Genomic DNA, 26,254 nt, shown 5'->3' with positions numbered 1-26,254 from the left:
CTGGGGGGATTCCCGAGTCAGCGGGTGTGGAGAGATGGGGCGAAGGGGCTGGCCAGCGGCACGTACTCGGAGGCGCGGTCGGCTCGCTTGAGCACCCGGTTCAGCAGGTTGGTCTTGTTGGGCCAGGGCTCGCCCGCGAGCAGGCGATCGATCAGCCGGGCGGAGAAGGCGTTGCCGTGGCGCCGCTGGTAGCGTGTCAGGCTCGAGCCGAGGCACTGCCACAGCTGGGGCTCGAGCTCGGCGTCGTGCCGCGCCAGGAAGAACACCGCCTGGGCGAGGTTGTTGATCAGCAGGCAGTAACCGATGCGCTTGACCCCCAGTTCCTCGGGGTAACGTACCGAGTCCCTGGCGCGCTCGGTGAGCCGGGACAGGCGCTCGTCGGGCCACTGCTCGGGCAGCAGCTTGGTGCCCTCCAGGTCGCGGATATAGACGTGGCAGGGCTGGCCATGGCGCAGCCCCACCACGACGTTCTGCAGGTGGGGCTCGAAGACCACGCCCAGCCGGCACAGGGCGAACAGCATCGGGTGAACCAGCCGCTCGACGTAGGCCTCGAACCAGCGCAGCGCCGCCTCGCTCCGAGACAGGCCCCGGTGGCGGGCCAGGTCCATGATCTGCCGTTCCAGCGGCGATGCCCCCGAGACGCTGTCGGCAAACAGCGCCGCCGCCAGCATCGGCGTCTCGTCCTCTTTCCAGGCCGGGGTCTGGCGCAGGATCACGCCGAACGCCTCCCGCAGGGCGACGCGGGTCTCCCACGGCTGGTCGCGGAAGTCGGCGGTGACGAAACCGGGCTCGGCCATCAGCGTCAGCGTCGGGAAGGTCTCGCCCAGGACGCGGGCTTCTTCACTGAGCAAGTGGCTCACGGCGACGGCGCTGTCGAGTTCGTACCAGGCGTTCTTGCGCACGCAGTTGGTCAGGCGAACATGCAAGGAGCACTTCAGGAAGCGGTCGCGGCCGGGCTGGAAGAGGGTGCGCACCGAGGCCGTGGGATACCAGGGGTCACCGGCCGGTCCCAGGTCGAGCAGGCGGCCGCTGTCGAGGGCCTGGCGCACCACCTCCAGGCCACGGACATGCCCGACCTGCCAGGGATGCACCGGCAGCGCCCGGTAGCCGTCGGGCAGGGAAAGCTCGGGGAGCTGGCGCTCCAGTTGGGTATAGGCGTCTTCGTCGAGATGGGAGGCCTGGGCGAGATCGCTCGCCGCCACGGCGAAGTAGTGCAACGGGAAGGCCGCGCCGAGCTCCGGGGAATAGCGCCGGATGGCGTCGAGGGCGACCCCCTCGCGGCTCTTGGGCGTGGGGTGGAAGGCATGGCCGAAGGTCAGCGACTGTTCCGAGCGCAGGTAGGCCGCCTCGCCCTGGCCCCAGTCGCCGTCATCGGCACCGGCGATGAACTCGCCCATCAGCGCGACGCTGTTGCCGATCTGGGACAGCAGCTCGTCGTTGAAGGGTTGGTCGAAGCGCAGGGCCAGCTCGCCGAGCAGCATCCGCGCCAGGCGTTGCCAGTCCAGCGCCTGCCAGGGCTTGCCGAAGCCGGCGCCGAACGGCGCGGAGCGGTAGGCGTGGTTGAGGGTGATCGAGGGACGCTCGACCGCGATCAGCAGCCACTGGCCGCTGAGCGGCAGCGAGACCTGCAGCACATGGCCGCCCCTGAGGCGCCGGTGCTGCTGGATCACCTGCGGCCAGGCGCGGGCGCCGAAGGGGCTATCCCAGACGAGGTCGCCGGCCGGCGCGGCGACCTCGCGACAATAGGCGTTGAGCAGTGCCCAGATCGCGCGGGTGCTGGCCTGGTCGCGGATGTCCTGAAGCTTGAAGGCCCTCTGCGGGGCGACGGAGGAACGGTCGATGAAGAGATCACGGCTAGGCGTCATGTTCGCTTCCTGGGAGAAAGGGAGGAATGAAGTCGAGTGAGGCCGGGGACCAGGCTCAGTCCGAGGGCGGCCAGCACCCAGGCCGAGGCCAGCAGGGGGGTGGCCAGGCCGTAGCGCGAGGCCAGGAGGCCGGCGCCGAGACCGGCCGTGACGCCGGCCCACTTGGCGGCGGCATCGAGGCGCCCGAACAGGCGCCCGGCCCGCTGCCGGCTCGCGTCGCTCATCAGCCGATGAAGCGCGACGAAGGCGGTGGTCATGGCCAGGCCCATCGCCAGCCGGGCCAGCCAGATGCCGGCCTGGGCCTGCCAGCCGCCACCCGGGAGGGCGTACTGCGCCCAGCAGGCGAGCGCCATGGCGGCGAAGGCGAGGGTCAGGAGGTGCCGCGGGCGGTAGCCTGCCAGCGCCTTGCCCAGCGGGGCGGAGCAGGCGAGGTACACCAGGTGGGGCAGGCTGAAGAGCGCGGCCAGCGTGACCGTGGAGAGCCCGGCGAAGCGTGCCTGGAGATCGGCGATGAAGTAGGGGTAGGTGACCACGCAGGCGAAAGAGAAGCCGAATTGCAGCCACAACAGCAGCCCGGGGTTCACCCTTTCGCCGGTGTCCCCTGACGTGGGGCACGCTTTCCCCGTCGCGGCGTCCGCGGTCCCGGCCCCGGAGCGGGATGCCCCCGGGGCCGGAAAGGTGGCCACGAGGGCCGCCGCCGTCAGCGGCAACAGGGCGAGCCAGGCGTACAGGGTCAACGGCGATATCGCCCCCATCAGGGCACCGAACAGGATCGGGGCGACGACCAGGGCGGCCCGCGCCGAGGCCTGCATGGCGGTGAGCGCCCGGGCCAGGCGCTCACCCTCGAGCTCGCCGGCGAGCCAGGTATTGGAGGCGGCGAAGGTGCCGCCGAGCAATCCCTGCACGACCAGCGCCAGGGCGAAGCCGCCCACCGAGCCGGCCTGGCTCGCCAGCCCGAACCCCAGGGCCAGGCCGATCTGGGCGCGGATCAGCGAACGGCGGGCGCCGAAACGGTCGGCGAAGCGCCCCCACCAGGGCGCCGCCAGGGCGGAGCACACCGTGGGCAGCACATAGAGCCAGCCGACCAGGTGAAGCTGCGAGGAACCGAACTCCTCGCTCAGCAGGGTGGCGAAGAAGGGCGGCATGCCCAGCGCCGCCAGGGAGGCCACGAAGTGGCACAGCATCACGCCCCGTACCCGTCGGCGTTCTTCCCGGGTCATGGCGTCGCCTCGAGCCGGGTGTTCGCCGACGCCGGTGCGGCGCCGGGGCTCGCCTGATCCCCGATGGCCGACTTCAGGAAGTTCGGCGCCGTCCTGCCGTAGAACTTGTTGATGTCGCTGGCCCCGGTACTCGCCTTGCTGGCCAGGGTGCCGGCGGTCAACAGGTACTTGGCGTCGAGGAAGTCCCTTTCCAGCAGCCCTGTCACGGGCGAGGCGTCTTCCTCCGGCATGGCGGCCAGGCTGTCGGCCATGGCGCGACGCACTTCGCCGTAGAGCTCGCCCCGTTCGCCGTGGCCGCGCGCGGCCAGGTGCTCGATCAGCGGGGCGACATTGAGCTGCAGGGTGATGGTGACGAACATCTGCTCGAGGGCGCGGGAAGACTCGCTCCAGATGCGCGGGTCCTCGAGGCCCTCCACCAGGCGATACAGCGCCGGCCAGCGGGTCTCGAGCCGGTCACGCTGCAGGCGGGGCGCGTCATTGTCCTTGAGCAACAGGCGCATCTCTCCGCCCTGGCGCAGCAGCAACATCGAGTTCTGCTGATTGGACTCCAGCGCCACGCCATAGCGCAGCCACAGGGTCAGGTGTATATCGAAGGTCAGCCGCAGGTAGGCCCGCAGGAAGGCGCGGACATCGCCGTCGAAGAAGCGCTCGGCCAGTTCCTCGTAGACCACCCCGCCGTTCCCTCCGGCAGCCTCGCGCTGGTTGGCCCTGCCGGGGCTGGGCGCGACCAGGCCCGCCACCGAGACCAGGGTGGCGTCCTCGACCGCCGAGGGATAGCGGCGCAGGATGAAGCCGAGGAAGGATTGGCCCGCGACATGGGCGCCCTGGTGCTCGTCGGTGAGCAGCAGCCGCCCGGCGAGCCGCGCATCCTGCTCGGCGATGGCGCCGAGCAGGCACTGGACCCGGTGGCCGTCGCCGATGGTGCTGGGCTTGATGGTGCGGATATTGCGGCTGCCCAGGGTGCGGATGGTCAGCGGCAGCTTGATGTGGGTCTCGGGGCGCTCGGTGAGCATCAGGCTGCGCACCGAGAGCGTGGGCTGCACCTCGACGGCCGCCAGGGGCGCCTTGATCACGCCCTCGGCCAGGCCCGCCTCCTCGAGCATGGCGTCGAGCCCCGATGCCCACAGGAAGGGGTGGACGGGCAGCAGCCGATGATCCCGCGCCAGCCGGGCATCGAGTCCCACTCGCTCGGGGCTCGGCCACCACTCGGGCAGGGTCGTAACGCTCGCGTGGAAGAGGGCTTCGGGCACCGCCAGCCAGCGCAGCATGAAACGCGGCTGGAACTCGGGAGCGAAGCGCCGGAGCGCCGTCACATCGAAGCCCAGCTTGGCCCGGGCGGTAGGGTAAAAGGGATGATCCTGGAAGGCGGCCAGGCGATCGTAGTGGGCGAAGCGGGCCGACCACTCGGTGGGAAGGGGGGCGATCGCGCAGCGGCCAAAGTAGTCGTCCCGGGCCTCGCGGCAGGCGAGCCGGTGCTGCTCGGCCAGGCGGCACTCGTCGGCGAAGGCGGCGTAGTAGTCCCGCGCCTCCGCTTCCAGGCCCTCGCCGAGCCAGGCGATCAGGCTCGCCGCGTCCTTCAGCTCCCTCGGGCGCTCATCCGGGGCGTCGACCACCACCACGGGGGCGTGACGATAGCGCCAGGACTGCATGAAGCGCTCCGGCGTCACCGGCAGCCAAAGGGTGCCCGAGGCCAGCGCCGGGATCTCCAGCCAGGGGCCAGGCGAGAGGGGAGGCGTCTCCAGCCGGGACAGCGCCACGGGCGCCTCCTCCAGCACCCGAGCCTGGCGAGTGATGCCCTGCACGTCCTCGCGCAACAGGGCATCCACCACGCGCGCCAGCATGTAGCGCCGGTCGTCGGTCTCGATCATCGGGCTGGCGTCGAGGGTCATGGCCGAACCTCCCAGGTCAGCGAATCCAGGGTCGTGGACACGCGCTCCCTGAGCCGGGTGGTGCAGTCACCGGCGGCACGCAGCACGCCGAGATAGTCCTTGTTGGAGTGGCTCAGGGTCAGCCGCTCGCCGGCCCGGCGCAACGGGTGGAAGTCGACGAAGCCGTCCTCCCAGCACCGGCGGAATGCGTCGGGTACCTGCACCAGCTGGCCGGAGCGAGTGGCCCTGACGTACTCGATATGCAGCCCCTTGCGGGCGATGTCGAATCCGGGCAAGGCCTCGCCCAGGTGCAGGCGCAGGATGGTGCGGAACAGCTCGATGCCGAGGGCTTCATCCAGCAGGAACTCGCGGCCGTCGCCGATGGTGCGGTAGTTGATCTCGATCAGCCGCGGACCCGTCGGCGTCAGCACGAACTCGCTGTGGCAGGAGCCGAAGCCGATGCCGAAGCGGCGGATCTGGTCGACGACGTCATCGATCACCGACTGGTCCAGGTCGAGCCCCCAGTGGGCGGCCAGCTCGATAAAGTGCGGAGGCGCAGACAGCTCGACGCGAAAGCCGCCGAGGACCTCGAAGCGCTCACCGTCGCCGAGGGTCTCCAGGGTATAGAGCTCGCCTTCCAGGTATTCCTCGATCAACAGGGCCAGGCCGGGATGGCGTTGCCAGAGGCCTTCACAGCAGACAGCCAGGGCGTCGCGGCTGTCGACGCGGCTGACGTCGAGGCTGGCCACGCCTTCGCGGGGCTTGACCACGCAAGGCAGCGGGCAGTGCGGAAGAATCTCGGCGAGCTCCTCGGGCGACGTGACCAGGCGATGCCAGCAGGACGAGAGGGACAGCCCCTCGAGGCGCTGGCGCATGGATGCCTTGTTCTTGGCCGCGAAACAGACTCGCCAGTCCTTGGCCGGCAGGCCGAAGTAATCCGCCACCAGGGCCGTGGCGGCCTGCAGGTGGTCACTGTGGGAGAACACCGCCCGGGGCGTGATGCCGGCCTCCTGCAGGGTCTCGAGAATGGCGATGGGGCTGAACACGTCACAGCCGAGAATCGCCTCCGGGTAGGTGGGTAGGCCTTCCTGGGCGAAGTGTCGGCGGTGATCACTGGGCAGATCGGTGACGATCACCGGGTCCAGCCCCAGTTCTCGTGCCGCGGACAGGAAGCCCTCGTTGAGGACCTCCGTGACCACGTGGGCGACGAAGACGACGGGGTAGGGCATCGCGGACTCCTTGTCTCTCGAGCGGGTTGGGGTACCAGGCCGGGCAGGCGGCGCCGGCATCCCCGGGGTTGGGTGGCGCCATTCTAGATGCAATTGATATTGATTATCAATAACACCGAGTGGCCGGCTGGTTGCGAATCGCCAGGTCGGTCGTGGCAGAGGGAAGTGACGCCGCCCACAGCGCTCGGCAGCCGAAGGTTGCATCAGGCTCGGGCCTCCCTGCCGACACGGCGGTCGCCGAGGCTCCCTGGTGGCATCGTTGACCGCATCGACGCCTGGCTGGCGCGATTCGGCTTCGTGCTCACACCGGCCTGGGGGGCTCGAGGGTGGGTGGGCGTTTCCAGCTGGTATGCCCCCTTGACGCCCGTCTTGAGCCGCTGACCGGCTGCAGGGTCGAGGAGAGGGGAGCTCGGTGGTCGCCGCGGGAAGGTGAGCCTCGCGGCATGCCGGACGCCGAGAGCCCGAGGCGGGCCATCACCCCGCAGGGGGAAGCGAGGGCGTTCGAGCACCAGGCCGAGGCGCTAGCGTGAGAAGAAGCAATGACGACGTGAGAGGAACAATCAGTGCCGCTGGCCTCGACCGGCGGCATTCGCTATCATACGGGCCCGCCGATAAGGGCCTATAGCTCAGTTGGTTAGAGCAGGGGACTCATAATCCCTTGGTCGCAGGTTCGAGTCCTGCTGGGCCCACCAGAATTCAAGCAGTTACGCTTGCTTTCCCCCCTCTTGGTGCTGTTCATCGCTGTACCTGTCCACATTGTGTCCATCCGGGACTTTTCCGCCAAACGCTGGCCACCGTTGATCGGAAGACAGGTGACGCGCCACGCATAAAACTTGATTCTCTAATGTAATGGGTTGCACCCTGTACGTGTAAGGGGTGGCATAACCTAGAGCAGTACTCATGGAATCGTACTAGGTCAGTCAGAAGTACCTGACTACTCTGCTCAGGCTTCTGCTAGCCTAGGACTAAGTTAGCTCACTCGCGGGAAGGGCGGATGGTGCCTGTAGGTGGAAGCAAGAGACGAAGCGTACTCCAGACGACTCTGGTTGTCGGCCTGCTTGCCATCACGGGGGTAGGACACGCGGCTCCTGTGTTCGAGGGCAATGTCGTTTTCGCTGGGTCCGCCACCTACCCCCCGCATCAATGGTTGGGCGAAGATGATGAGCCCCATGGCTTCGTTGTCGAGCTGGAAAATCAGCTGGCCGAGCAGGGAGGGACACAAGCTGAACACCTGCTATTGCCTTGGAAAGAGGCGTTACAAGCGGTGATCTCTGGCGACGCCGATGCTGTGGCCCTCTTCTTATCGGAGCAAAGGCGAGAATATTTCGATTTTACCGAACCGTTTTACTACGTTCCACATGCAATATTTTCTCACAAAAACGGAGAACGTCTTGCTAGTTTAGGAGATTTAGTAGGATACCAGGTCGCGGTTGTGGCAGGAGGTTATGCGGAGCAGCGCCTATCCCAAGACTATCCGAATGTTCAGCTACTTAAGGTTCCCAACGAACGTGATTGCCTGGAGGTTGTCGCTTCTCGATCCGCCGATGCTTGCGTAGAAGCCACCCATACTGCTAGGTACTACGCATCCGACCTGCCTGTCATTAAAACGAGTGCCCCTTTCTGGCCTCGTCCCTATGTCTTTGGTGTTCGAAAGGGTAATGATGAGCTTCGTGATTGGTTAGATCGTCAGCTTTCCATGGCAATCGCTAATGGGACCTATGGTGATATTTATCAGCGTTGGCAACCTCGCTTGAGATCGGAAGATACAAGCTTTTTTGAAAGCCTTAAGGCACTGGCATGGATAGCCTTTCCCATCATTTTCATGGCGGTCCTTGGATGGTGTTGTTCTTGGTATTTTAAAAGGAAGGTCTCGGATCGCACTCGCCAATTAACCGAAGAACTAGTCGCTCGTCGTCAGTTGCAAGGTGAGCTGGAATATCGTGCGGGACATGACTTGGTAACAGGGCTTCCCAATCGAGGGAAATTTGTCGCTGATCTTGACAAACATCTGCAACAGGAACGCAGTGAAGTTGCTGCGGTGATCTTGATAAGACTGCTCAACGTGGAGCAGATCATTTCGATCTTTGGTTATCAGGTGTTCCGTGAGCTATTGCAGAATTTTGGCCAACGTCTAAAAGCGATGGGATTCATCCAGGTTGGTCATTTCGGGTCAGGAGTCTTCGCCGTCGTACCCAGCATGGATATCAGCTATCAGCACATTGTTGATAATATGATTGAGCCATTCGAGCTTGGTACGATTAGCTTGGATGCGCAGGTTGTCATGGGGGTCAGTCATAATGAAGGTGAAAGCTCAATCGATGCCGAAGAGCTGTTGCGGCGCTCCATGACAGCTTTTTCCACAGCTTCCAAGGCAGAAAAAACGTGGGTTATTTATAGCCCTGAGCTGGAGCCAGATCCTAAAGATATTTTCTTGCTACAACAGTTCAGGCGCCAGGGTACTCGCGATATGTTTCTGGTTTTTCAGCCTAAGCTCGATCTGGCTACGGGTTATATCAAAGGGGCCGAGGCACTTCTACGCTGGAGCTCTCCAGAGCTGGGGGCTGTCTCTCCTGGGAAGTTTATTCCCATTCTGGAGAAGTCGGGCCTGATCACGGAAGTCACGCACTGGGTTGTTGAGCAAGCATGGAGTGCCATGTTTAGGTTTCAAGAGCGTGATGGTTCCTTCGGTGTTAGTGCCAATATTGCCGCCAGGGATTTGATGTCCGGATGCGGTCTTGTTGATCTGATTCAAAGTTTGCAGGGGGTACGAGAAACTCAACGACTTTGCTTGGAAGTCACGGAGACAGGCGTGATAGAAGACTACGAACATGCAATTGATGTTCTTAGCACGCTTCGTGCTTCAGGTGTGCATTGTGCCGTCGACGATTTTGGCACTGGGTATGCCTCACTGTCGTATCTTAGCAAATTGCCTATTGACGAAGTTAAGCTCGACAGGAGCTTTATCAAGGATATGGTCAGCAATAGGCAGAATCACGCCATCGTGGCCTCAACAATCGAGCTTGCGCATACTCTCAATTTGAAGGTGACAGCGGAGGGCGTAGAGGATATGGATACGCTAAGGGCTCTGGCTGCATTGGGTTGTGATACCGCTCAAGGTTATATTATCTCACGCCCCATCGCAGAGTCTGATCTTATTCACCTCTTGGGTCGCCCCTATTTGAAAGTTTCCCAGGTCAGGAGCCAGGGAGAACTCTCTACTTGAATGTCTCTCCGGTTTTCTTGAGCTTTTAGCCTCTGTGTGCTTTGCATTATTGAGCAGAGGAAAGTCTCCCGCGTCATGGGGGAACTTACCCATCTTGAAAACTGGCATGATGGCCAAACGTGGTTTTGGGTCCATATTTTATGGCTTCGCTAAGGTGATCCGGCGACAGGTGAGCATAGCGCATGGTCATCTGAATGGACTGGTGGCCCAGGATCTTTTGCAGGGTGAGCAGGTTCCCGCCGTTCATCATGAAGTGGCTGGCGAAGGTGTGCCGCAGGACGTGGGTGCGCTGGCCCCTGGGTAGCTCGATGCCGCTGCGATCCAGGGCACGGGTGAAGGCCAGGTAAGCGTCCTTGGGAAACAGGCGGCCGACCTCGGGGCCATGGTCCTTGAGGCGCTGGTAGAGATCCTGGTCGATAGGGACCGTCCTGGTCCGGCCATTCTTGGTGTTCACGAAAGTGATACGCCCCTCCCTGACGTTCTCGCTGCGTAGCGATTGGGCCTCGCTCCAACGGGCGCCGGTGGTCAGGCAGATGGAAGCGATCAGGACGAGGTGCTTGTTCCTGGATTGGCGCATTTCCCGAAACAGCGTGTCGATCTGCTCCTGGGAGAGGAACGACGGTTCCCGCTCCGGGATCCTGATGGCCTTGAAGGCGGCGAAGGGGTTTTCGCCGTGCCACTCCTTCATGCGAATGGCCAGATTGAACACGGCCCGCAGGTGGGCCATGTCATGGTTCACGGTGTTGGGTGAGAGGCCGGCATCGAGGCGTTCCTGGCGGAATCGGGCGACGTCGGCGGGCCGGATGGTGGCAGCCACCGGGTTGCCCATGATGCCCACCAGCTGGCGAAGCTTGCCCAAGCGGGAGCGGCCATCCCGCAGGGTGGAGCCGTGGGCGTCGTACCAGAATTGCACCAGGTCCAGGAGGCGACGGCGATCACGCTTCCTGGGGTTGTAGTCCTCTCCGGCGGCGGCCTTGGCGCGAGTGACAGCCTCGAAGCGCTTGGCCTCGGCCTGGGTCTTGAAGGTCTTGCGGATACGCCGCCCGAAGGTGCCGTCGGGGCGAATGTCGACCTGCCAGCCGGTCTTTACCTTCCTGATCATGCAGCCTTCCCTAGCAATCGTCGCTCCACCAGCTTCTGCTCGACCAGCTGACGGAAGGCGCTGCTATTGATCCCCCGGCGCCGGTAGTAGTGCTCCAGGTCCTCCCACATGCCGGATGCCTTGAGGAAGTCGATGGCCTGGTGGGTGCCGAAGCCCTGGCGGGCGTAGATCGAGATGAGGTTGCCGAAGGCCAGGCAGACGTTTTTCTCGTTGCCCAGGCCAGGCTCCTTGCGGGCCCGCTTGTACATGAAGGCCGGGGCGTGGGCGAAGAACCGGGGATCGTCCTGGAAGCACTGCCAGAAGGGATCGATCAGGGTGCGGGTGGCGTTGAGGCGATAGCTCTGCATGGCGCTGCGCCAGATCCCGGTGAGGTGAGGCACGGTGTCGGTGAAGCGCTGGAAGCCGTGGGCGTCGTCCAGGACCTCGCCGGTGTCGACGTTGCACGGGATCCCGCGGGCGAACTCGGCGAGCACCGATTGATGAAAGCGCATCTCGATGCGCCAGACATCGCGCTCGGGGTCATAGACCTGGGCCAGGTCGTCGTTCGTGGCGTTGCCCCATACGCCCTGCCAGAAGTGCAGTTTGTCGCGGTGGTGGGCTTCCTTGGTCTTGTTGTAGATCGCGCACTGCAGAGCCCCGGCGGTGCCGAACATGAGCGTTTCGGCGCGTCCGTAGGTGGTGGCGATGTTGCCATGGTCGAAGCTCAGGGAGTCGATGCCGTCGATCTTCATGACCTTCTTCGAGCGGGTGACGAAGCGATCCATGAAGTCCTTGGGCGGCTCCCAGCCCTGGACGTCCAGGGCGAGATGGACGGCACAGCCGGCATGCTCCACGTGCTCGAGGAGGCAGCAGGCGATCATGTCCATGAGCTTCTGGCAGTCCTCGGGGCTGCGCTCGTGCAGGTAGTGGGGCGAGAGCTCGATCTTGACGTGGGTGCCGACGTTCTCGGTCTTCACGTGCCGGGCCTGGAAGAACACGATGACGCCCAGGTCATTGTTCTGGAGGCGGTAGCGGAAGCCGGAGCCGGCAGCGCCGGCCCCCACGGCCCAGGTATGGCCGAACAGGTCGATGGTGGCCCCACGACCCTCCTGGTAGACGCCGATGATCTTGTCGAACTGTGGCAGGTAGGGGAGGCCCCGGTAGAGCTGGCGGACGGTATCCACGCCCGCGTGCAGGAGCTTCACCTGGTCCATGTTCACCTGGCCCCTGGCACTGATGAACAGGTTGCCGAGCGGGTCCCGTTCCCCCGTCTCCAGCGATTCCCTGGAATAGCGATCCCAACGCTTCATTTCGAAAATCACCTATTGGTCAGTAGTGGCAGGTTTCGACACGCTTCGGTGTCATTCTGCGAGACGTGTTACAGGGAGGGTCTCGCCGGGCCCGCTCGCGCGGCGCGGGGATGCGGGCGCCAGCGTCCTCTCCCGCGCCGCCGCTCGAGGGGCCGTCATGTCAGCCCCCGAGCGATATAGATTCCCCATAGGTGCAGCGGGTAGAACCAGCGCGTGAGCGGCCGGGGCAGACGCATCGGGGGTAAGTGAGTGGTCACCAGGGCGAGCAACAGGAGCACGCCCAGGAAGGCCGACACGGCGGACAGGCTCGGGCCGTACTGGAGCACCGGCCAGGTCAGGAGCGGGACCAGCCAGGCGAGCGGCCAGCGGATCGCGGCCATGAAGGCGAGCACCAGGAAGAACGCCAGCGGGCCGTATTCGTTGAGCCAGGTGAAGCCGGCCAGGAGCACGCCGGCCACCAGGGCGACGGGATCCCGGTGCCGGTGATAGGCGGCGAGGTAGGCCCCGGCGGCGAGCGTGAAGCAGATGTTGCCGAGCGGCTGGCCGTGCATCGCCATGAACGGCCATTGCGCGAGGATGGCGATGCCGAGGATCCGGTCGGCGTAGCGTCGGGCGTGGGTCGAGTGCAGCGCGTGCCACGCCACCATGAAGCAGAACATCGGCAGGGCGAGCCGACCCAGGGTGTGGCGCAGGATCTCGGGTATGTCACCACTCACTAGCCAGAGGCTGGCGTGATCGACGGCCATGGAGGCGATGGCCAGGCCCTGGACCAGGGGCAGCCAGGTCGGCAGGGAGCGGGCAGGCGCCTGGGGGACGGGAAGCGCGGTCGTGGTCATAGGTCGAGTACCTCCACCTCGAAAGGCAGCCCCCGCTCCAGGGCGTTCAGGCACTGGGGGAGCGAGGTGACGATGGGCATGCCCTGCTGGTCATAGAGGCGGCAACTGGTGTCGTCGTCGCCGCGCAGCGTGCCGGCGTAGGCAGTCACGGTGTCCGGCTCGGATTCTCTGGTGCGGTTGGCGGTGGCGGCGGCCTGGCGGGGGGCCTGAGCGGTGGCCTCGGGACCCACATAGCCGGTGACCTGGGTGATGGCCAGGATCACCGCGCCGATGGCGCCGACCAGCACCAGGGGCGCCATGACCAGGATGCGCGGCAGGCGCTTCTTGCCGGTGTGCATCGAGGCCGAGGTGTACTGCTCGAAGACCCATTTCGGGTACTTCCAGATCGAGGATTCGCAGTCGGCGTCCTTGGAATGGGCGGCGGGGTTGGTGTGGCAGACGCCTTCCCAGCGCCAGACGATGGCCCCGTTGAGCTTGCCCTTGCGCATCAGGTGCTCGTGGGTGTCGACCAGGGCGCGGACGTCGCTGGTGAGCTGGGAGGGGTTCTGGCAGGTCAGGATGAAGTCCACGCCCCGGTGGCGGTGGGTCTCCAGGGCGGCGATCTCGGGCGGCGGTTCGCCGGTGTTGCGGTAGCGCCGCCAGCGTTGCTGCACCTCGTCGATGAGGATCAGCGAGCCGTCGGGGACGTCCATCCACTCGTCGGGGATGGGGGCCTGGTTGCGCAGGTCGCGGACGTTGCCGAAGAAGGGCCGGTCGGTGCCTTCCTCGGTGCGCAGCCAGTTGATCATGGTGTAGACGGCGCGCAGGGTCTTGCCGGCCCCAGGAACTCCCGAGATGAGATGAATCGCCATGGTCAGGACCCTCCGGTGATGAGCGCGGACGGGCCGAGGCTCCAGTTCTTGAACATGCCGCGCAGGATGAAGGCGGAGCCGATGGCGGAGAGGCCGACGTCGAAGCCGGCGAGTTGGACGAACCACAGGTACTGTCCCGAGTCGCCCAGGTAGTCCATGGCGGTGTCGAGGATCTGGTCGATCAGGACGGCGCCGATGGTGGTGAAGACCACCAGGCTCGCCACCTTCACGATGGCGAGCACGACGAGGTACTTGGCGATGAAGGACAGGATGGTGATGAGCACGGCGGGCATGGGGACCTCCTCAGGCGGTGGAGGGCCGTGACTGGCCCAGGACGATGAACAGCGCGGAGATGAAGCAGAGCCCGATGACGGCGCCACGAATGTTGCCGGCCAGCTCGCAGGCGGGCTGCCAGTCGAGGCTGATGGTGCCGTAGAGCGGGATCTCGATGACGTTGGGTTCGGGACACATGCCCACGCCGAGCCCGGCGTCGTAGTCGGGCAGGTCGTCGATGACGTTCACGTTCCACTCGGGCGTGGGCAGGGTGGGATAGGCGGACGCGGGCGGTTTCTCCTGCCACTGGTCGAGCATTTCATCGGGGGCGGTGTTACCGCCGGTTTCGGCGTCGGGGTTCGGGGCCGGCTCGCCCTTGAGCTGGGCCTCGGTGTTGGCGGCCCACTGGCCGACCTGGCGGGCGACCGCCGGGGCGATGGCCTGTTGCTTGGTGGGCACGACCGAGGTGGCGGGCTCGCCGATGATGCTGATCTCGTTTTCCCACTCGGGGACCGGTTCGCCCTCGGTCCAGATGTCGTCGACGATGGTGGCCGGGAGGTGTTCGTCGAGGGTTTCCAGGTCTTCCTCGGTGGCGGGCACCATGGCGCCGTCGGGATCGTAATACGGGTCGGTGTCGACGGCGGCGGAGGTGAAGCCCATCAGGACGTTGGAAGTGCCGTAACGCGCGTAGATGGAGCCGCTGTTCTCAACGATGCCCTGAAAGGGCAGGTTCTTGTTGTAGATGGCGTCCGCTTCTTTGTAGCAGGCGATGTGGTTGAAGATGCTGGGGTGAACCCCGGTGCACATGGTGTAGCCGCCGGAGAAGCGGATGTTGCCGTTGGCACCGTCGGCGCCGTATTGCGCGATGTTGTCGGCGTAGGTCTCGAAAATCTGTTCCAGGTCGGCGACCTCGGGGTCGGGGGCCAGGATCTCGTTGTTCTGGGACAGGGCGAAGCCCGCCGCGACGATGGCCAGTTGAAGACCGGGATGCATGACGCCCCGGGCGAGCGCCGAGAGGGCGGCACGGCGCAGCGAGGCCTTGGGGATGCTGGTCGAGAGTTGTTTGTAGATGCGCGGGTCGTTGGCGGCCAGGCGGTAACTGGCACGCACCGAGGTCTGGACGTGGGTGGCGTTACTGCCGGTGGACTGGACGGAGTTGACGACCGCCTGCCCCTCGATGGCTAGTGATGGAACAGGAGCCAGAAGGCCGGCAACAAGGCCAGCAATACCAACATACCGGGGGAGAGTTCGAGCATGGGTCATGGCCTCGGGTCCTGTCGGTGAATCGAAAAGGGCCCCCGTAGGGGCCCGGGGTGGGGCGGTGCGTGGGGCGCGGGTCACATCACGCGGCGGATAAGCTTGAAGACCAGGATGCCGGCGAGCACGCCGAGCACGGCCAGGCCGACGGCGCCCACCGGGGTCATGGCGCCTTCGATGGTGGAGACGAGGCCGGTGGTGTCGATGCTGGAGCCGCCGGTTTCGGTGGCCAGGGCGGAGCCGGACACCAGGGCCAGGGGGACCAGGGCGACACGACGGGCTTTCTTGGCGAAGACAGTTTTCATGGCATTACCTCATGTAGGAGTGGAGTTGCTGGGCGATGGCACGGATGGCCCAGGCGGCGGCCCAGACCATGCCGATGGCGAGGGCGACCGTGATGGCGTCCTCGACACTCAGCCAAGGCTGGGTGCCAGCCTCGACGAGTTCGGCGGCGTCGACCCATTCCAGGGGCTCACGGCAGGAGCCCAGGTCGGGGTCGAAGTCGCGGCAGACCTGCACCTTCATGACTTGGCGGCCTGCTTGGGCTCAGACGCGGGGGCGGTGGCCTGAGCGGTGGAGGGCTTGCGCACGGCGATGGCGTGCATGGTGATCTTGCCGCCGGTGGTCCTCATCTCGGCGTCGATCTCGAGGTTGCACGGCATGTGCGCGGCGTAGGGGCGGATCTGGTCGAGGATCTCGTAGGGGGCCGAGATGGTGGCGACCTCGTAGCCGACGCGGTTCTCGTTGCTGGCGTCGGCCTCGTTCATGACGGTGAGCTTGGCGCCCTTGACGCCGTTGTCCATGGAGTAGCGCATGGCGCCGATGACGCGGGCTTGGATGGTGTTGATCATGGTGTGGTCCTTCCTGTCGTGGCTGCGTGGCTGATGAGCTGTTCGCAATGCTCAGCGAGAGCCGCTAGCTCGGTGGTGAAGGGAGAGTCGCCCTCGATCTCCCGGCTGTGGTACTCGGCAAGGCGGTAGAGGAGCGCCGCCTTGCCCAGGTCCCGGCCGTGGAGGCAGCGGCAGGCCCGCTCCCTCAAGGCTCGGGGCTCCGGGCAGGGGTCCCCCTGCCGCGCCACCCTGCCCCTCGGTCGAGCCGCACGGCAGTCGCCGCCGTGGCCCCCGTCAAGGGCGCTCGCTGCGCTCGCCCCCTCGCCCTTGACGGGGCCCAGGACGCCGACTCGGGGAGCCGTGCGACCGATGGGCGACGGGTGACGGGCAGGGGACAACATCAGCAGGCTCCCGAGCCTTGGGAGGCGGGCCGGTCGGTGCCCAGGCCCAGGGCGTGGAGGTCGCCGCGTTCGAGACGGTCGAGGCCGTCCTGGATGAGCAGCTCGCCCAGGGCGGAGGGGGTGACCTGGTGCGTGCCGGCCTGGACGAGGTAGCGGCCGTAGTCGGCGGCGTCCAGGAACACGCGGATCGACTGTTTCTTGCCGGTGGCAGTGGTCATGGGGTGTTCCTCGGGTGGGGGTGGATCAGGCACTGACGCCCTTCGGTTGTCGGGCTACGACCCTCACGAATCGGAGATTCGTGTCGGTTCGCAGCCGGGGAGGGGCGCTGGGACGGTGTGTTCCCACCAGGGCATAACCCCGGTGAGGCAGGGATCGAGGCAGCGTCGAAAAAAGCGGCCCGCTCGGTCGCCCCAGGCGCGGGACAGGGCAGGAGCGGCGGGGCGACGTCGCGGGCCAAAGGCGCGGGGACGCTACGGGAGGAAACGGGCGTGAGGTGATGCGCGAAAAAGCACAGGCCAGTGGCCGGACGAGAGGCTGATGCGCGAACCGGCACAGCCTTGCGTGTGGCGGCATAGGCTCGGCGGACAATGACCAGGGCGGCTACGCGAGAGGTGAGGCCGGGGGCGAACACGCCCTGGCTGCCGGGGGCGGTGGAGCGCTCCAGGAAGACGCCAGCGGGGGCGTCGGCCATGTCGGCGAAGAAGACGGTCCAGGTGCCGGTATGGCGGTTCTGGTCGATGTAGCCGGCTTCGCGGCCCTCGACCTGGAAGAAGGTGACGGTGCCCAGGGAGTCGGTGACGGTGCGGAAGGTGATCATGCCCAGTCCTCCTGCTGGAGGCACTGCCGTTGCAGCAGGGCAATGTTGATCATGCGGTATTTGCCGACCTTCACGGCGGGCAGGTGACCGTTACGGATGTGGCCGTAGACCACCCCTTGTTCGAGGCCGGAGAGCTCGGCGAAACGCTCGATGGTCATCAGGGGCACGTTTGCCGGGACCTGGGGCGCTTGTGTGTCTTCCATGTCGTCACCTGCCTTTGGTTGCCTGTGTTAGGCTTCAAGTGGTCTGGTGTACAGGTAATCTGTAGGGTAATCACGAATGATCACAGTAGTCATGGGTGAGTATAGTCATGGATGGTGAGGCGTCAAGCGTGATTGGCGAAAAAATCCGTGCCCTGCGAGAGGCCGAGGGCATGGGGCGCCAGGAGTTCAGCGACTTGACGGGTATCCCGAAGAACACCCTCATTCGGCTGGAGCAGGGGAAAAACTCCCCATCTGGCAAGGTGCTTATGCAGGTAACGAACACGTTCCCGCAGTACACGATGTGGCTGATGAACGATCAGGTGATTGAGGATGCTGGGCAGATCAGCCCGGAGATTGAGAAGGCGCGGAAGACGCTCAAGCAGACAGGGACGGATACCGACTAGCCAGGAAGGCAGCGGCAAGGTGGTACCAGGGCGGCAGGCTCCAAGGATAGGAGGTCGGCCTTGAGCAACGCAGGGAAGTGTGGAGGGAATCGTGATGGGGATGGAGGATCGGGACTACTACTGGGAAGACCGTAAGCGTCGAGAAAACAAGTTCAGTAAAAAAGATACTCACTATCGCCCCAAGGAATTCAGAAGAAAAGACAGCCAAATATCCGGCAAGCCTCCGAATGACTGGCACGTTCGTCCTGATGTGGCCCGTCAACAATGGAAGTTTCTTTTCGCTTTTTTGGCGGGAGGCTTGGTAGCGTTCTGGACGGTTTTGGTCATCTTGCATCTTAATGCAGATCTTCTTTTTGTACCTTATGAGGCAACGCGGAAAGTGTTGTCTGCCACTGGTTTGTTGTGATGGATGATGGTAATGAATTGAAGGATGGGCACAAGCGGGCGGAGGAGGTTGTTTCAACATCAATAAAAAGCACGTTGTAGTGTTATAAGGATCAATGTATAAAGCCTCGGGTAATCTCTCGAGATTCTAAGTGATTTGAACTGTTTAATGGGCGCAGGGAGGCATGATGAATATTGTTGGTGATGAACAGGGTAAAGGGCTTGTAGCAAAAGCGGATAAAGATACCGTCAGGTCAATGTTCCATTTGATGGTTGGGAAGCCTGATAGTAATCATCAGATGTTTACTAGGCCAGTCTGTATTCGCCCTGAAGATATTTATGAATTAAATGAAAGGGTTCAGGAGAAGCTGAGAGCTCATCATCAAGAGTCCTTAGTGGCATCAGCGGCACTAGTTTTTGACGATAAGACAACAACAGAGTTTGGCGGCTGGGCTGAGTTTGAGTCATATAATTGGAGTCGCTCAAAGGTCACTAAAGAAGTAAGGCTCAAGTGGCAGTTTTTGCTTAATGTCCAGGGTTATGAACTCCCTCAGCAGCATACATTAACAGTTAAGCTTTGTGCGAGTGCCAAGCCATTAGAAGTTCTTCAGGCTATGTTTTCAAAGAATCCTGAGGAAAGTGATGAGGCCGAAGTTAAGTTTGCGCCTGTTTTTTGCAGGGTTGACTTCATAAATAGTGTTGTTAGTGAAGAGCTAATGGCAGTCGTTGACAAATGGAATGCGGCATTGCCAGTGCCTGAGTCAAGATCTGGATTTCATGACTTATTGGATAGGCATAAAAGAAAGATTGCAATGCTTGTCGACTACTCTACGCCTGTTATTTTTCCTTTTGCTTCGGTTGCGTACCTGAAGTCCATGTTTGATGATAAGGACTATTCTGCTTCGCTAACTATAGGGACTTCCATTGAGGTTATGACCTGGTTGGTTTTTAGTTTGATGGCTTTTACAGTTATCGTAAAGATTTCAAACTTGCTAGCTAGAAGAGCGTTTTCTTCTATTAAGGAGCATGGTGCTTATTCTGTTTTTCAGCTAACGAGTGGTGATCGAAATAGGCTTGATGTAATTAGGAGGTCTAACAAAAAGGTGTTTTCTAAGTTTGTTTTTTCTGCTCTTGTGTCCTTGGCATTCAATATCTCAGCAGGGATTTTTGTGGCCCTGAATTTTAGTTGACGACAAAAGTGGCAGGTTGGTCTGTGCTGACCTAAGTTTTAGAAAGGTCTAGAGTGAGCGTGTCAACAAAGCGTCAACCGAGATGCCCTATGTAGGCGGGCATTGGTAGGTTTGGCGCTTTCAAGATTCTGATTTTTCTAGGTGAAGGCAGGTGTCGGCATGCTTCCTCTCGCCTTCAAAATCCTTTCTGCATTGTTTGGAGGTGCCAAGGATGGTGGGTTTTATTAACTTATTAAAAAGTTTTTCAAGAATGTTTTCAAAGTTTTGCTTCTTGTCCTTGATTTTTGTTCTGGTCATTTTGTTAATTTTGGAGCTCATAGCCTTGTCTAGCTTGGTTTCAAATAGTGTTGGCCAGCTTGTTAATGATATTTTTGAAAAAAACATGTTGGTTCCTTTGACTGTGGTTATGGCTACAACTGTTTTTACTAAGGGGGCGAAAAATTTAAGATCGTTGGTGAGTGGTTTTAGCCTGTTGTATATTTGTGCTTTTTATCTGTATATTGATTATAGGTTTGACCCAATGGAGGATCCCCAGGATTATTTTTTAGGGTGGGTTTATTTTTTTGCTGGAGAAACCTTTTTTAATTTAATGGCTTTAGTCAATAAGTTTGGTTTTACTGTCGGATGTTTTGGGTTGATAACCTCTTTGTATGACATAACTCTTGATCATGAGGTCTATAAAATAAAAGAGGGTAAGTCGAAGGGTGGGAATAGTGAGAAGAGTTATCGGGGGGAGAAAAGGAAAGTAGGGAAAAGAAGGTTGAGAAAGCTATGATTAGCTTAGCCGGATCTGAAAAAAACCGTCAGCTCAAGTGTGAAATATATAAAGAGTAGGCAGGTTGAGCTATTTTGAGTCTCTTCTTTTGTAATTCACTGTGTTGAAGGCATAGTGTCCATAGGGCGTCCATGCAATAGACACTTGACGGGCGTGCTCTGCCATGTTTTGTCTCTGTAATGGACTGATTTGTCAGGCATTGGGAGATACTGGAATGTATTAGAGGTATCTCATAATCCCTTGGTCGCAGGTTCGAGTCCTGCTGGGCCCACCAGGACACTCTGACTCGCCGTTGCGGCAGCCTGTCCTCCGAACCGCATCGGATAATGGGGCCGACCACTGTGGCGGTCGGCCCCATTTCGTTTCGCCGAGGCCGATCTACGCCAGTGCCAGGGGGCGTTCGCTTTCCTCTCGTGCGTCGTTGAGCGCGTATTCCTGCCCTGCGTCCTTGAGCTTGAAGCTGCCGACCAGCTCCGCCAGGCGGTCGGCCTGCTCGCGCAGCTGCTCGGCGGCGGAGGTGGATTCTTCCGCCAGGGCGGCGTTGTGCTGGGTCATGCGGTCGAGCTCGGCCACGGCGACGTTGACCTGGCCGATGCCGTCGCTCTGCTCGGTGGTGGCGTGGCTGATTTCGCCGAGCATGGCCGCGACGCGGTTCACCACCTCGACGAGCTCGTGCATGGCGCCGCCGGCGTCGCGGACCAGCCGGGTGCCGCCCTGGACCTTCTCGCCGGAGGCCTCGATCAGGCCGCGAATGTCCCGCGAGGCCTCGGCGCTGCGCGTGGCGAGCTGGCGCACCTCGCCAGCCACCACGGCGAAGCCCTTGCCGCTCTCGCCGGCGCGGGCCGCTTCCACCGAGGCGTTGAGCGCCAGCAGATTGGTCTGGAAGGCGATGTCGTCCATGACCTTGATGATGTCGCCGATCCGCGCGGAGGCGTGCTGGATCTCGCCCATGGTCGTGACCACCTCGCCGACGGTGTCGCCGGTGCCTTGGGCCAGCTCGGCGGCGGACTGCGAGAGGCGGTTCGCCTCGAGCGACGACGCCGAGGTGTTCTCCACGGTGCCGGTGATCTGTTCCATCGAGGCCGAGGTCTGCTGCAGGCTGGAGGCCGCCTGGTCGGTGCGTCGCGACATGTCCTGGCCGCCGCTGGCGATCTCCTGGGCGGCGTGGCGAACGGCGTCGCTGCTGCGCCTCACCTGGGCGAGCACGTCGTGCATCTTGTCCGCGAAGGCGTTGAACTGGATGGCGAGCTCGCTGGCCTCGTCCTTGCCGCGCACGGGCAGCCGCAGGGTCAGGTCGCCGTCGCCCTCGGCGATCTCGCGCATGGCCTCCGCGGTGCCGCGGATGGGGCGGAAGAGGGCGCGCAGCAGCCACGCCAGGACCGCGAGGCTCGCCAGCAGGATCAGCGCCACGATCAGCATGACCCACAGCACCGCCTGGTTGAGGTCGGCGAACAACTCGCCGCGGGGGATCCGGGCGAAGGCGATCCAGTCGGTGCCGGGCACGTCGATGGCGGCGACCAGCTGCTCGGCGCCGTCCGGGTCGGTGAGGGTGGTGTAGCGATAGCCGTCCCCGGCCAGCAGCTCGCCGGCCCGGGTCTCCCAGCCGGGCAGTTCCTCGATCGGCCGGCCGGCCATGGCCGCGCCGTCGGGGTGCACGCTGATACGGCCGTCCCGGCTGGCCAGGAAGACCGCGCCCGTCTCGCCGAGCCGGTAGTCGCCGATGGTGTCGACCATGGTGTCCAGGGCATAGCCGACGCCGGCGACGCCCACGCGTTCGCCGTCGATCTCGACCACGTGGTTGATGAAGACCTTCAGCTCTCCGCCCTCGGAATCGATGTCCAGGCGATAGTCGGGACCATCGGCATCGTCGACCACGTCGTAGAACCAGGTGTCGGCGTCAGGGTCCAGCGTCCGCTGGCGCCCCTGCGACGTGTAGTAGTCGCCGCTGAGGGCCGAGACGAAGAAGACGGTGTTGGCCCCGGTGCGCCGCTGCAGCCGGTCGAGGTAGGTCACGGCGCGTTCGGTCTGCGCCCGCGATTCCCCCTGGCGCAGCCAGTCGTGCAGGTAGCCGTTGTTCGCCAGCTCCCGGGCCGTGGTGATCGGCCCGCTCAGGGTGGTCTCGATGTCGTTGCGAATGCTCTCGAGCGTGGCCGGCAATTCGGCGTGGGTGACCCGGTCGGTGATCAGCTCACTGAATAGCCGATACTGGATGGCCGCGCTGCCGCCGACGATCAGGATCATGCAGAGGCTGATGCCGAGCATCAGCTTTCGGGCGATGGTGAGATGCTTCATGGTTTTCCCCTGGCTCGCGCCCTCTCGGGGCGCCTGCTCTTTTGTTGACTGATTGGTCAGCTTTCTATCGGCAGGTCAGGGAAAATCTGTAGGGGGCGGCGCAGGGGGCGCACCGTCGCTGTCGACGGGGAGGGCGTTACCGGGCGAGCCGTGGCGGTTCGGGCAGCGCTGGGGCGGGGCCGGGTTGCGGCCCCGCGTCTGGCGTCACTGCGCGGTGATGGTGGTCATCACCAGGTTGCCGTCTCGCTTGACCGGGCCGTCCTTCGAGGCGCCGAGGGTGTACTCGAAGACGCCCGTCTCCATGCCGCCTTCCTCGCTGTGGACCATCAGCATCAGGTGGTCGCCGGCGCTGACGTCCTCGGTCAGGATGGCGGTCACGTCGCGGTTCTCGCCTTCCTTGAGCGGGGCATGCCCGACCACGGGGCCGGGGGCCATGCTCTCGTCGGTGCGGTGCACCACCAGCCAGCCGTTGCGGCTCGCCGTGACCTTCTCGGCGGACACGGTGCCATCGGCGACGGACTGGTCGTCGGCCCAGACCTCCGGGTGCATGTCGCCGTGCATGTCGGCCTGGGCCAGGGAGGCGCCGGCGAGCAGGGAGGCGGTTACGAATGCGCTTGCCATGAGCTTGGTCATCATCGGTCTCTCCTTGAGTGTCGAGCACGCCCCATCGGTGGAAGTGGTTGGCGATGGGCGTGCTGCTGGATACGCAAGAAGGCGCCGGACGGTTTCAGCTCGGCATGAAAAACCTCACAGGCGTTGCGACGTCCCCTCCCGGACGGTGGGGTAGAGATAGCCGTGGATCGCGGGGCCCGTCGGCTGGCCGGTGGGAGATCCGCCCGGCGGCTCGATGCTGATGCCGAAGGTGGCCCGCTTGAGCAGCTCGGGGTCGTAGTCCTGCAAGGAGGCGGCATCCAGGGTCAGGTCGTCGTCGAGCACCCCCACCGATCGCGGGGAGGGCCCGAGCGAGGCCTCCTTGATCCACAGCTGGTAGGACTTGTCCGGCAGGGGTTCCGCCGTCACCGGCCGGACGTGCAGCTGCCGACTGGCCAGGTCCACGGACAGCATGAACGCCGGCTGCTGGTCGTTCTGCTGGAATACGGCGACGAAGGGCGGCCGGCTCGGCTCCTGGCCGAGGGGGGCGACCAGCACCACGGCCAGCGCCAGGGCCGCGGCGGAGGCCAGCCCGGTGCTCCAGCGCCAGAACCGCAGGCGCCTGTGGAGGGCGGCCAGCTGGGCGGTGCGGGGCCGTTCCGGGGGCGTCGGCGCCTCCGACTCGAGCGCCTCGATGCGCCGCTCGATCCTCGCCAGCAGGTCCGGCCCCGGGGTCACGGCCTCGATCTCGTCGCCGAGCGGGGCGAGACGCGCCTCCCAGGCGAGGATCCGCGCGTCCAGCTCGGGGTCGTCCTGCCGGCGGCGTTCCACCGCCGCCCGCTCGTCGGCCTCCAGGGTGCCCAGCACGTACTCGGCGGCCAGCATGTCGGTATCGTCACGCTCGGTCATGAGGCCAGACATCCCTTGAGTTGCTTGAGGGCCCGATGGAGCCAGGTCTTGACGGTATTCACCGGCTGCTCGAAATGCGCCGCCAGCTCGGCCCGGGACCACCCCTCGAGATAGGCCAGGCGCACCATGTCCCGGCGGATGGCCTCCAGCTCATCCAGGCAGGCATGCAGGCGCCGGGCCTCCTGGTCGCGCTCGAGGCGCTCGCGGGCCCCGGGCTCGCCGGAGGCGGCGTGCTCGAGGGCCTCCTCCGTCTCCTGGGGAGCCGCGGGCCGCCGGCGGAGGTCGTCGATGGCGCGGTGGCGGGCGATGGTCACCAGCCAGGTCATGGGCGAGGCCCGCCCGACGTCGAACTGCGCCGCCTTGCGCCAGATCGCGACATAGACTTCCTGCATGACATCGTCCGTGCGTGCCCTGTCCTTCAGGATACGCAGCACCGTGCCATAGAGTTTCCCAGAGGTGGCCTCGTACAGCTCCACGAAGGCCTGGCGATCCCGGCCGGCCACGCGCTGCAGCAGGGGGCCCAACCGGTCGTCGGGGGAAGGGGCGTTCGGCGAGGGCGGGTGGGGGGCGCCCCGGGGCGTCGAGGAGGATCCTGTGACGTCGGACATGCAACCATCCCTGTTGGTGTCGCGTGAGGCGATCCTGCTTGTCGCCAGAGTGCCGCCCCCTCGTGCGGCGGTCAAGGCGGGCCTTTCCACGTCGGCCAGCCGGAGCCTGTCGCCAGGGCCCGGCTCCCCGGCGCCGGCGCGTCCGGCCTAGCCGAGGCCGCCCAGCACCACGACCAGGCCATAGGCGGCGACCCCGGCGGCCACCGGCCAGCCCAGCGAGCGGGTGCGGCGCCACACCAGCAGGGTGGCGATCACGCCGATGGCCGTGGCGACCCAGGCGAGGGCGTCGGGCTCGCGCGGCACCAGGGAGACGCCGAGCACCGCGGCGACCATCAGCGGCCCGAGGATGCCGAGCCACTGGGGCATGGCCTCCACGCCGTCCCGGCCGGCGGTCTTCCTGAGGCGGCGCCGCATCCACAGCAGCGGGACCAGCCGCATCAGCAGGGTGCCGAGGGCCGAGGCCAGCACGGCCAGCCAGAGCGCGTCATTCATGGCCGCCTCCCGAGGTTCGCGGGTCGACCTTCACCAGGTAGAAGCACAGGGCCCCGCAGGCGGCGGCCAGGGGGATGCCGAGGTTGGTCAGGCCGGCCAGGGTGCAGAGCATGGCCAGGCCGATGCTGGTGCCCAGCGCCAGGCTCCAGCGCCGCGAGGTGAAGCGCGGCACCACCAGCACCAGGAACAGCGCCGGCAGGGCGAAGGGCATCACCTCGCCGAGCAGCGGCCAGCCGCCGATCAGCCAGTCGCCGGCCACCGCGCCCAGCGCGGTGCCGCCGATCCAGCTGGCCCAGGCCAGCAGCGCCGCCCCGGTGAACCAGCCGAGCCGCTGGGCCTCGGGAAGCTGGGGCAGGCGGTGGTGGGCCAGGGCGAAGACCTGGTCGGTCAGGCCGTGCATCAGCCAGGGCCACCAGCGGCTCGTGGTCACCCAGGGCGCCAGGTTGGGCGCATAGACCACATGGCGAAGGTTGATCAGCAGCGTCATGGCGACCACCAGCCACAGGGGCGCGCCGCCGGCGACCATGCCGACGAACAGGAACTGCGAGGCGCCGGCATAGACCAGGGTGGAGATGACGACCGCCTCCCAGGCGCTGAACCCCGCCTGGACGGCGATCAGTCCGAAGGAGATCGCCACCGGCACGTAGCCGCCCAGCAGCGGGATGGCCTCGCGCAGGCCGGTCAGCCAGGGCCGGGGCGGCGAGGAGGTGGCTTGCAGGCTCATGGGGTCTCGCCTCCCTCGGCGTAGATGACGCTGAGCAGCAGCGTCGCCCAGGTCTCCCCGGTGCGATACAGGTGGGGCCGGTCGGCCGCGAAGGTGACGCTGTCGCCGGCGGCGAGCGGCGTGGTGGCGCCTTCGGGGCCGGCTTCCAGGCTGCCGGCGATGACGGTGAGCGTCTCCCGGGCGCCCGGGGTGTGGGCCTCGGCATGGCGCAGGGTGTGGGGCGCGCAGCGCATCCAGTAGGCATCCACCCGGGGCCGGTCCTGGCCCTGGTCGAGCAGCCGCACCTGCACGCCTTCCTCCCCCAGGGGCACGTTGATCGGCGCCACCAGGGTGCCGAAGGGCACGTCCAGCTGCACGGCCAGCCGCCAGATGGTGTCCAGGGTGGGGTTGCCGACGCCCTGCTCGAGGCGCGACAGGTTCGACTTGGCCAGGCCGGCGGCGGCGGCCAGCTGGGAGAGCGACAGGCCCTTCTCCTGCCGCAGGCGCTGCAGGTGGTGGCCCAGGGTGCCGAGGGACAGGCGGTCCATGGGGGATGCTCCGCTTCGTTCGATATACAGAACGTTCTATGAAACGAACGGGGATCTGTCAAGGATGAAGCGAGCGGGAAGGGGGAAGAGGGAA

Annotated in this window: 28 protein-coding genes and 1 tRNA gene; 6 read left to right on the top strand and 23 right to left on the bottom strand. The window is 64.3% G+C overall.

Annotated elements, in window-relative coordinates:
* Window positions 1–17: 17 nt before the first annotated feature.
* From BEI_RS13425 to BEI_RS13410, 4 genes are read right to left on the bottom strand one after another with little or no spacing between them, the layout of a single operon-like run.
* Complete coding sequence (locus tag BEI_RS13425) at window positions 18–1,865, bottom strand: IucA/IucC family protein (RefSeq protein ID WP_097789998.1); 1,848 nt, start codon at window positions 1,863–1,865, stop codon at window positions 18–20.
* Window positions 1,862–3,085, bottom strand: coding sequence for an MFS transporter (locus BEI_RS13420; protein WP_097789997.1), 1,224 nt, complete (start codon window positions 3,083–3,085; stop codon window positions 1,862–1,864). Before BEI_RS13420 ends, BEI_RS13425 begins: the two co-directional genes overlap by 4 nt.
* A complete protein-coding gene (locus BEI_RS13415; protein WP_097789996.1) occupies window positions 3,082–4,974 on the bottom strand; it encodes an IucA/IucC family protein in 1,893 nt (630 codons plus the stop codon). The genes BEI_RS13420 and BEI_RS13415 overlap by 4 nt, the downstream gene beginning before the upstream one ends.
* On the bottom strand, window positions 4,971–6,182 hold the full coding sequence (locus BEI_RS13410; protein WP_097789995.1) for an ATP-grasp domain-containing protein: 1,212 nt from the start codon (window positions 6,180–6,182) through the stop codon (window positions 4,971–4,973). Before BEI_RS13410 ends, BEI_RS13415 begins: the two co-directional genes overlap by 4 nt.
* 615 nt (window positions 6,183–6,797) lie before the next feature.
* Here BEI_RS13410 and BEI_RS13405 point away from each other — a divergent pair.
* Window positions 6,798–6,874, top strand: a tRNA-Ile gene (locus tag BEI_RS13405).
* A gap of 302 nt (window positions 6,875–7,176) precedes the next feature.
* Window positions 7,177–9,405, top strand: coding sequence for an EAL domain-containing protein (locus BEI_RS13400; protein WP_097789994.1), 2,229 nt, complete (start codon window positions 7,177–7,179; stop codon window positions 9,403–9,405).
* A gap of 85 nt (window positions 9,406–9,490) precedes the next feature.
* Here the strand turns inward: BEI_RS13400 and BEI_RS13395 are convergent, their stop codons facing one another.
* The 12 genes from BEI_RS13395 to BEI_RS13335 form a co-directional block, all read right to left on the bottom strand.
* Window positions 9,491–10,507 carry a phage integrase gene (locus BEI_RS13395; protein ID WP_097789993.1) on the bottom strand — a complete coding sequence of 339 codons (1,017 nt, stop codon included), beginning with the start codon at window positions 10,505–10,507 and terminating at the stop codon, window positions 9,491–9,493.
* Window positions 10,504–11,796 carry a hypothetical protein gene (locus BEI_RS13390; RefSeq protein ID WP_097789992.1) on the bottom strand — a complete coding sequence of 431 codons (1,293 nt, stop codon included), beginning with the start codon at window positions 11,794–11,796 and terminating at the stop codon, window positions 10,504–10,506. Before BEI_RS13390 ends, BEI_RS13395 begins: the two co-directional genes overlap by 4 nt.
* A 155-nt stretch (window positions 11,797–11,951) precedes the next feature.
* Complete coding sequence (locus BEI_RS13385) at window positions 11,952–12,632, bottom strand: TraX family protein (RefSeq protein WP_097789991.1); 681 nt, start codon at window positions 12,630–12,632, stop codon at window positions 11,952–11,954.
* Entirely contained in the window at window positions 12,629–13,483 is an 855-nt protein-coding gene (locus BEI_RS13380; protein WP_097789990.1) for a zonular occludens toxin domain-containing protein, read from the bottom strand. The genes BEI_RS13385 and BEI_RS13380 overlap by 4 nt, the downstream gene beginning before the upstream one ends.
* A 2-nt stretch (window positions 13,484–13,485) precedes the next feature.
* Window positions 13,486–13,776, bottom strand: a complete 291-nt coding sequence (locus BEI_RS13375) for a DUF2523 family protein (protein ID WP_097789989.1) — start codon at window positions 13,774–13,776, stop codon at window positions 13,486–13,488.
* 10 nt (window positions 13,777–13,786) lie between these two features.
* Entirely contained in the window at window positions 13,787–15,019 is a 1,233-nt protein-coding gene (locus BEI_RS13370; RefSeq protein ID WP_153045796.1) for a virulence factor TspB C-terminal domain-related protein, read from the bottom strand.
* Between the two features lie 74 nt (window positions 15,020–15,093).
* Complete coding sequence (locus BEI_RS13365) at window positions 15,094–15,318, bottom strand: major capsid protein (protein ID WP_097787797.1); 225 nt, start codon at window positions 15,316–15,318, stop codon at window positions 15,094–15,096.
* 4 nt (window positions 15,319–15,322) lie between these two features.
* Window positions 15,323–15,538: a hypothetical protein gene (locus BEI_RS13360; RefSeq protein ID WP_097789987.1), complete on the bottom strand. Its 216-nt coding sequence runs from the start codon at window positions 15,536–15,538 to the stop codon at window positions 15,323–15,325.
* Window positions 15,535–15,864, bottom strand: coding sequence for a hypothetical protein (locus tag BEI_RS13355; RefSeq protein WP_097789986.1), 330 nt, complete (start codon window positions 15,862–15,864; stop codon window positions 15,535–15,537). Before BEI_RS13355 ends, BEI_RS13360 begins: the two co-directional genes overlap by 4 nt.
* A 379-nt stretch (window positions 15,865–16,243) precedes the next feature.
* Window positions 16,244–16,462 (bottom strand): hypothetical protein, encoded by a 219-nt coding sequence (locus tag BEI_RS13345; RefSeq protein WP_097789984.1) that lies wholly within the window; start codon window positions 16,460–16,462, stop codon window positions 16,244–16,246.
* Window positions 16,459–17,061 (bottom strand): hypothetical protein, encoded by a 603-nt coding sequence (locus BEI_RS13340; protein ID WP_097789983.1) that lies wholly within the window; start codon window positions 17,059–17,061, stop codon window positions 16,459–16,461. The genes BEI_RS13345 and BEI_RS13340 overlap by 4 nt, the downstream gene beginning before the upstream one ends.
* Window positions 17,058–17,264 (bottom strand): helix-turn-helix domain-containing protein, encoded by a 207-nt coding sequence (locus tag BEI_RS13335; RefSeq protein ID WP_097789982.1) that lies wholly within the window; start codon window positions 17,262–17,264, stop codon window positions 17,058–17,060. Before BEI_RS13335 ends, BEI_RS13340 begins: the two co-directional genes overlap by 4 nt.
* Window positions 17,265–17,371: 107 nt before the next feature.
* Between BEI_RS13335 and BEI_RS13330 the strand changes: the two genes are divergently transcribed.
* The 4 genes from BEI_RS13330 (at window position 17,372) to BEI_RS19035 (ending at window position 20,017) form a co-directional block, all read left to right on the top strand.
* On the top strand, window positions 17,372–17,668 hold the full coding sequence (locus tag BEI_RS13330; RefSeq protein ID WP_097789981.1) for a helix-turn-helix domain-containing protein: 297 nt from the start codon (window positions 17,372–17,374) through the stop codon (window positions 17,666–17,668).
* 91 nt (window positions 17,669–17,759) lie between these two features.
* Window positions 17,760–18,074 (top strand): hypothetical protein, encoded by a 315-nt coding sequence (locus tag BEI_RS19045; RefSeq protein WP_153045795.1) that lies wholly within the window; start codon window positions 17,760–17,762, stop codon window positions 18,072–18,074.
* Window positions 18,075–18,237: 163 nt separating this feature from the next.
* Window positions 18,238–19,242 (top strand): hypothetical protein, encoded by a 1,005-nt coding sequence (locus tag BEI_RS19040; RefSeq protein WP_153045794.1) that lies wholly within the window; start codon window positions 18,238–18,240, stop codon window positions 19,240–19,242.
* Between the two features lie 211 nt (window positions 19,243–19,453).
* The gene (locus tag BEI_RS19035; RefSeq protein ID WP_153045793.1) at window positions 19,454–20,017 is read left to right on the top strand and encodes a hypothetical protein; all 564 of its coding nucleotides are present in this window, start codon (window positions 19,454–19,456) and stop codon (window positions 20,015–20,017) included.
* Window positions 20,018–20,395: 378 nt separating this feature from the next.
* Here BEI_RS19035 and BEI_RS13325 read toward each other — a convergent pair whose 3' ends face one another.
* The 7 genes from BEI_RS13325 to BEI_RS13295 form a co-directional block, all read right to left on the bottom strand.
* Window positions 20,396–22,309, bottom strand: a complete 1,914-nt coding sequence (locus BEI_RS13325; protein WP_097789980.1) for a methyl-accepting chemotaxis protein — start codon at window positions 22,307–22,309, stop codon at window positions 20,396–20,398.
* A gap of 204 nt (window positions 22,310–22,513) precedes the next feature.
* Entirely contained in the window at window positions 22,514–22,945 is a 432-nt protein-coding gene (locus tag BEI_RS13320) for a DUF7282 domain-containing protein (protein WP_193765111.1), read from the bottom strand.
* Between the two features lie 111 nt (window positions 22,946–23,056).
* A complete protein-coding gene (locus BEI_RS13315; RefSeq protein ID WP_097789979.1) occupies window positions 23,057–23,809 on the bottom strand; it encodes an anti-sigma factor in 753 nt (250 codons plus the stop codon).
* A complete protein-coding gene (locus BEI_RS13310; RefSeq protein WP_097789978.1) occupies window positions 23,806–24,417 on the bottom strand; it encodes a sigma-70 family RNA polymerase sigma factor in 612 nt (203 codons plus the stop codon). Before BEI_RS13310 ends, BEI_RS13315 begins: the two co-directional genes overlap by 4 nt.
* A gap of 147 nt (window positions 24,418–24,564) precedes the next feature.
* The gene (locus BEI_RS13305) at window positions 24,565–24,909 is read right to left on the bottom strand and encodes an AzlD domain-containing protein (RefSeq protein WP_097789977.1); all 345 of its coding nucleotides are present in this window, start codon (window positions 24,907–24,909) and stop codon (window positions 24,565–24,567) included.
* A complete protein-coding gene (locus tag BEI_RS13300) occupies window positions 24,902–25,633 on the bottom strand; it encodes an AzlC family ABC transporter permease (protein WP_097789976.1) in 732 nt (243 codons plus the stop codon). Before BEI_RS13300 ends, BEI_RS13305 begins: the two co-directional genes overlap by 8 nt.
* The gene (locus tag BEI_RS13295; RefSeq protein WP_097789975.1) at window positions 25,630–26,160 is read right to left on the bottom strand and encodes a helix-turn-helix domain-containing protein; all 531 of its coding nucleotides are present in this window, start codon (window positions 26,158–26,160) and stop codon (window positions 25,630–25,632) included. Before BEI_RS13295 ends, BEI_RS13300 begins: the two co-directional genes overlap by 4 nt.
* Window positions 26,161–26,254 lie beyond the last annotated feature (94 nt).

Origin of the sequence: Halomonas beimenensis (assembly GCF_002549795.1) — a bacterium.
In the GTDB taxonomy this organism is placed as follows: Bacteria; Pseudomonadota; Gammaproteobacteria; order Pseudomonadales; family Halomonadaceae; genus Halomonas; species Halomonas beimenensis.
The sequence above is the reverse complement of the archived record's forward strand: the minus strand, read 5'-3'. Positions and strand labels throughout refer to the sequence as shown.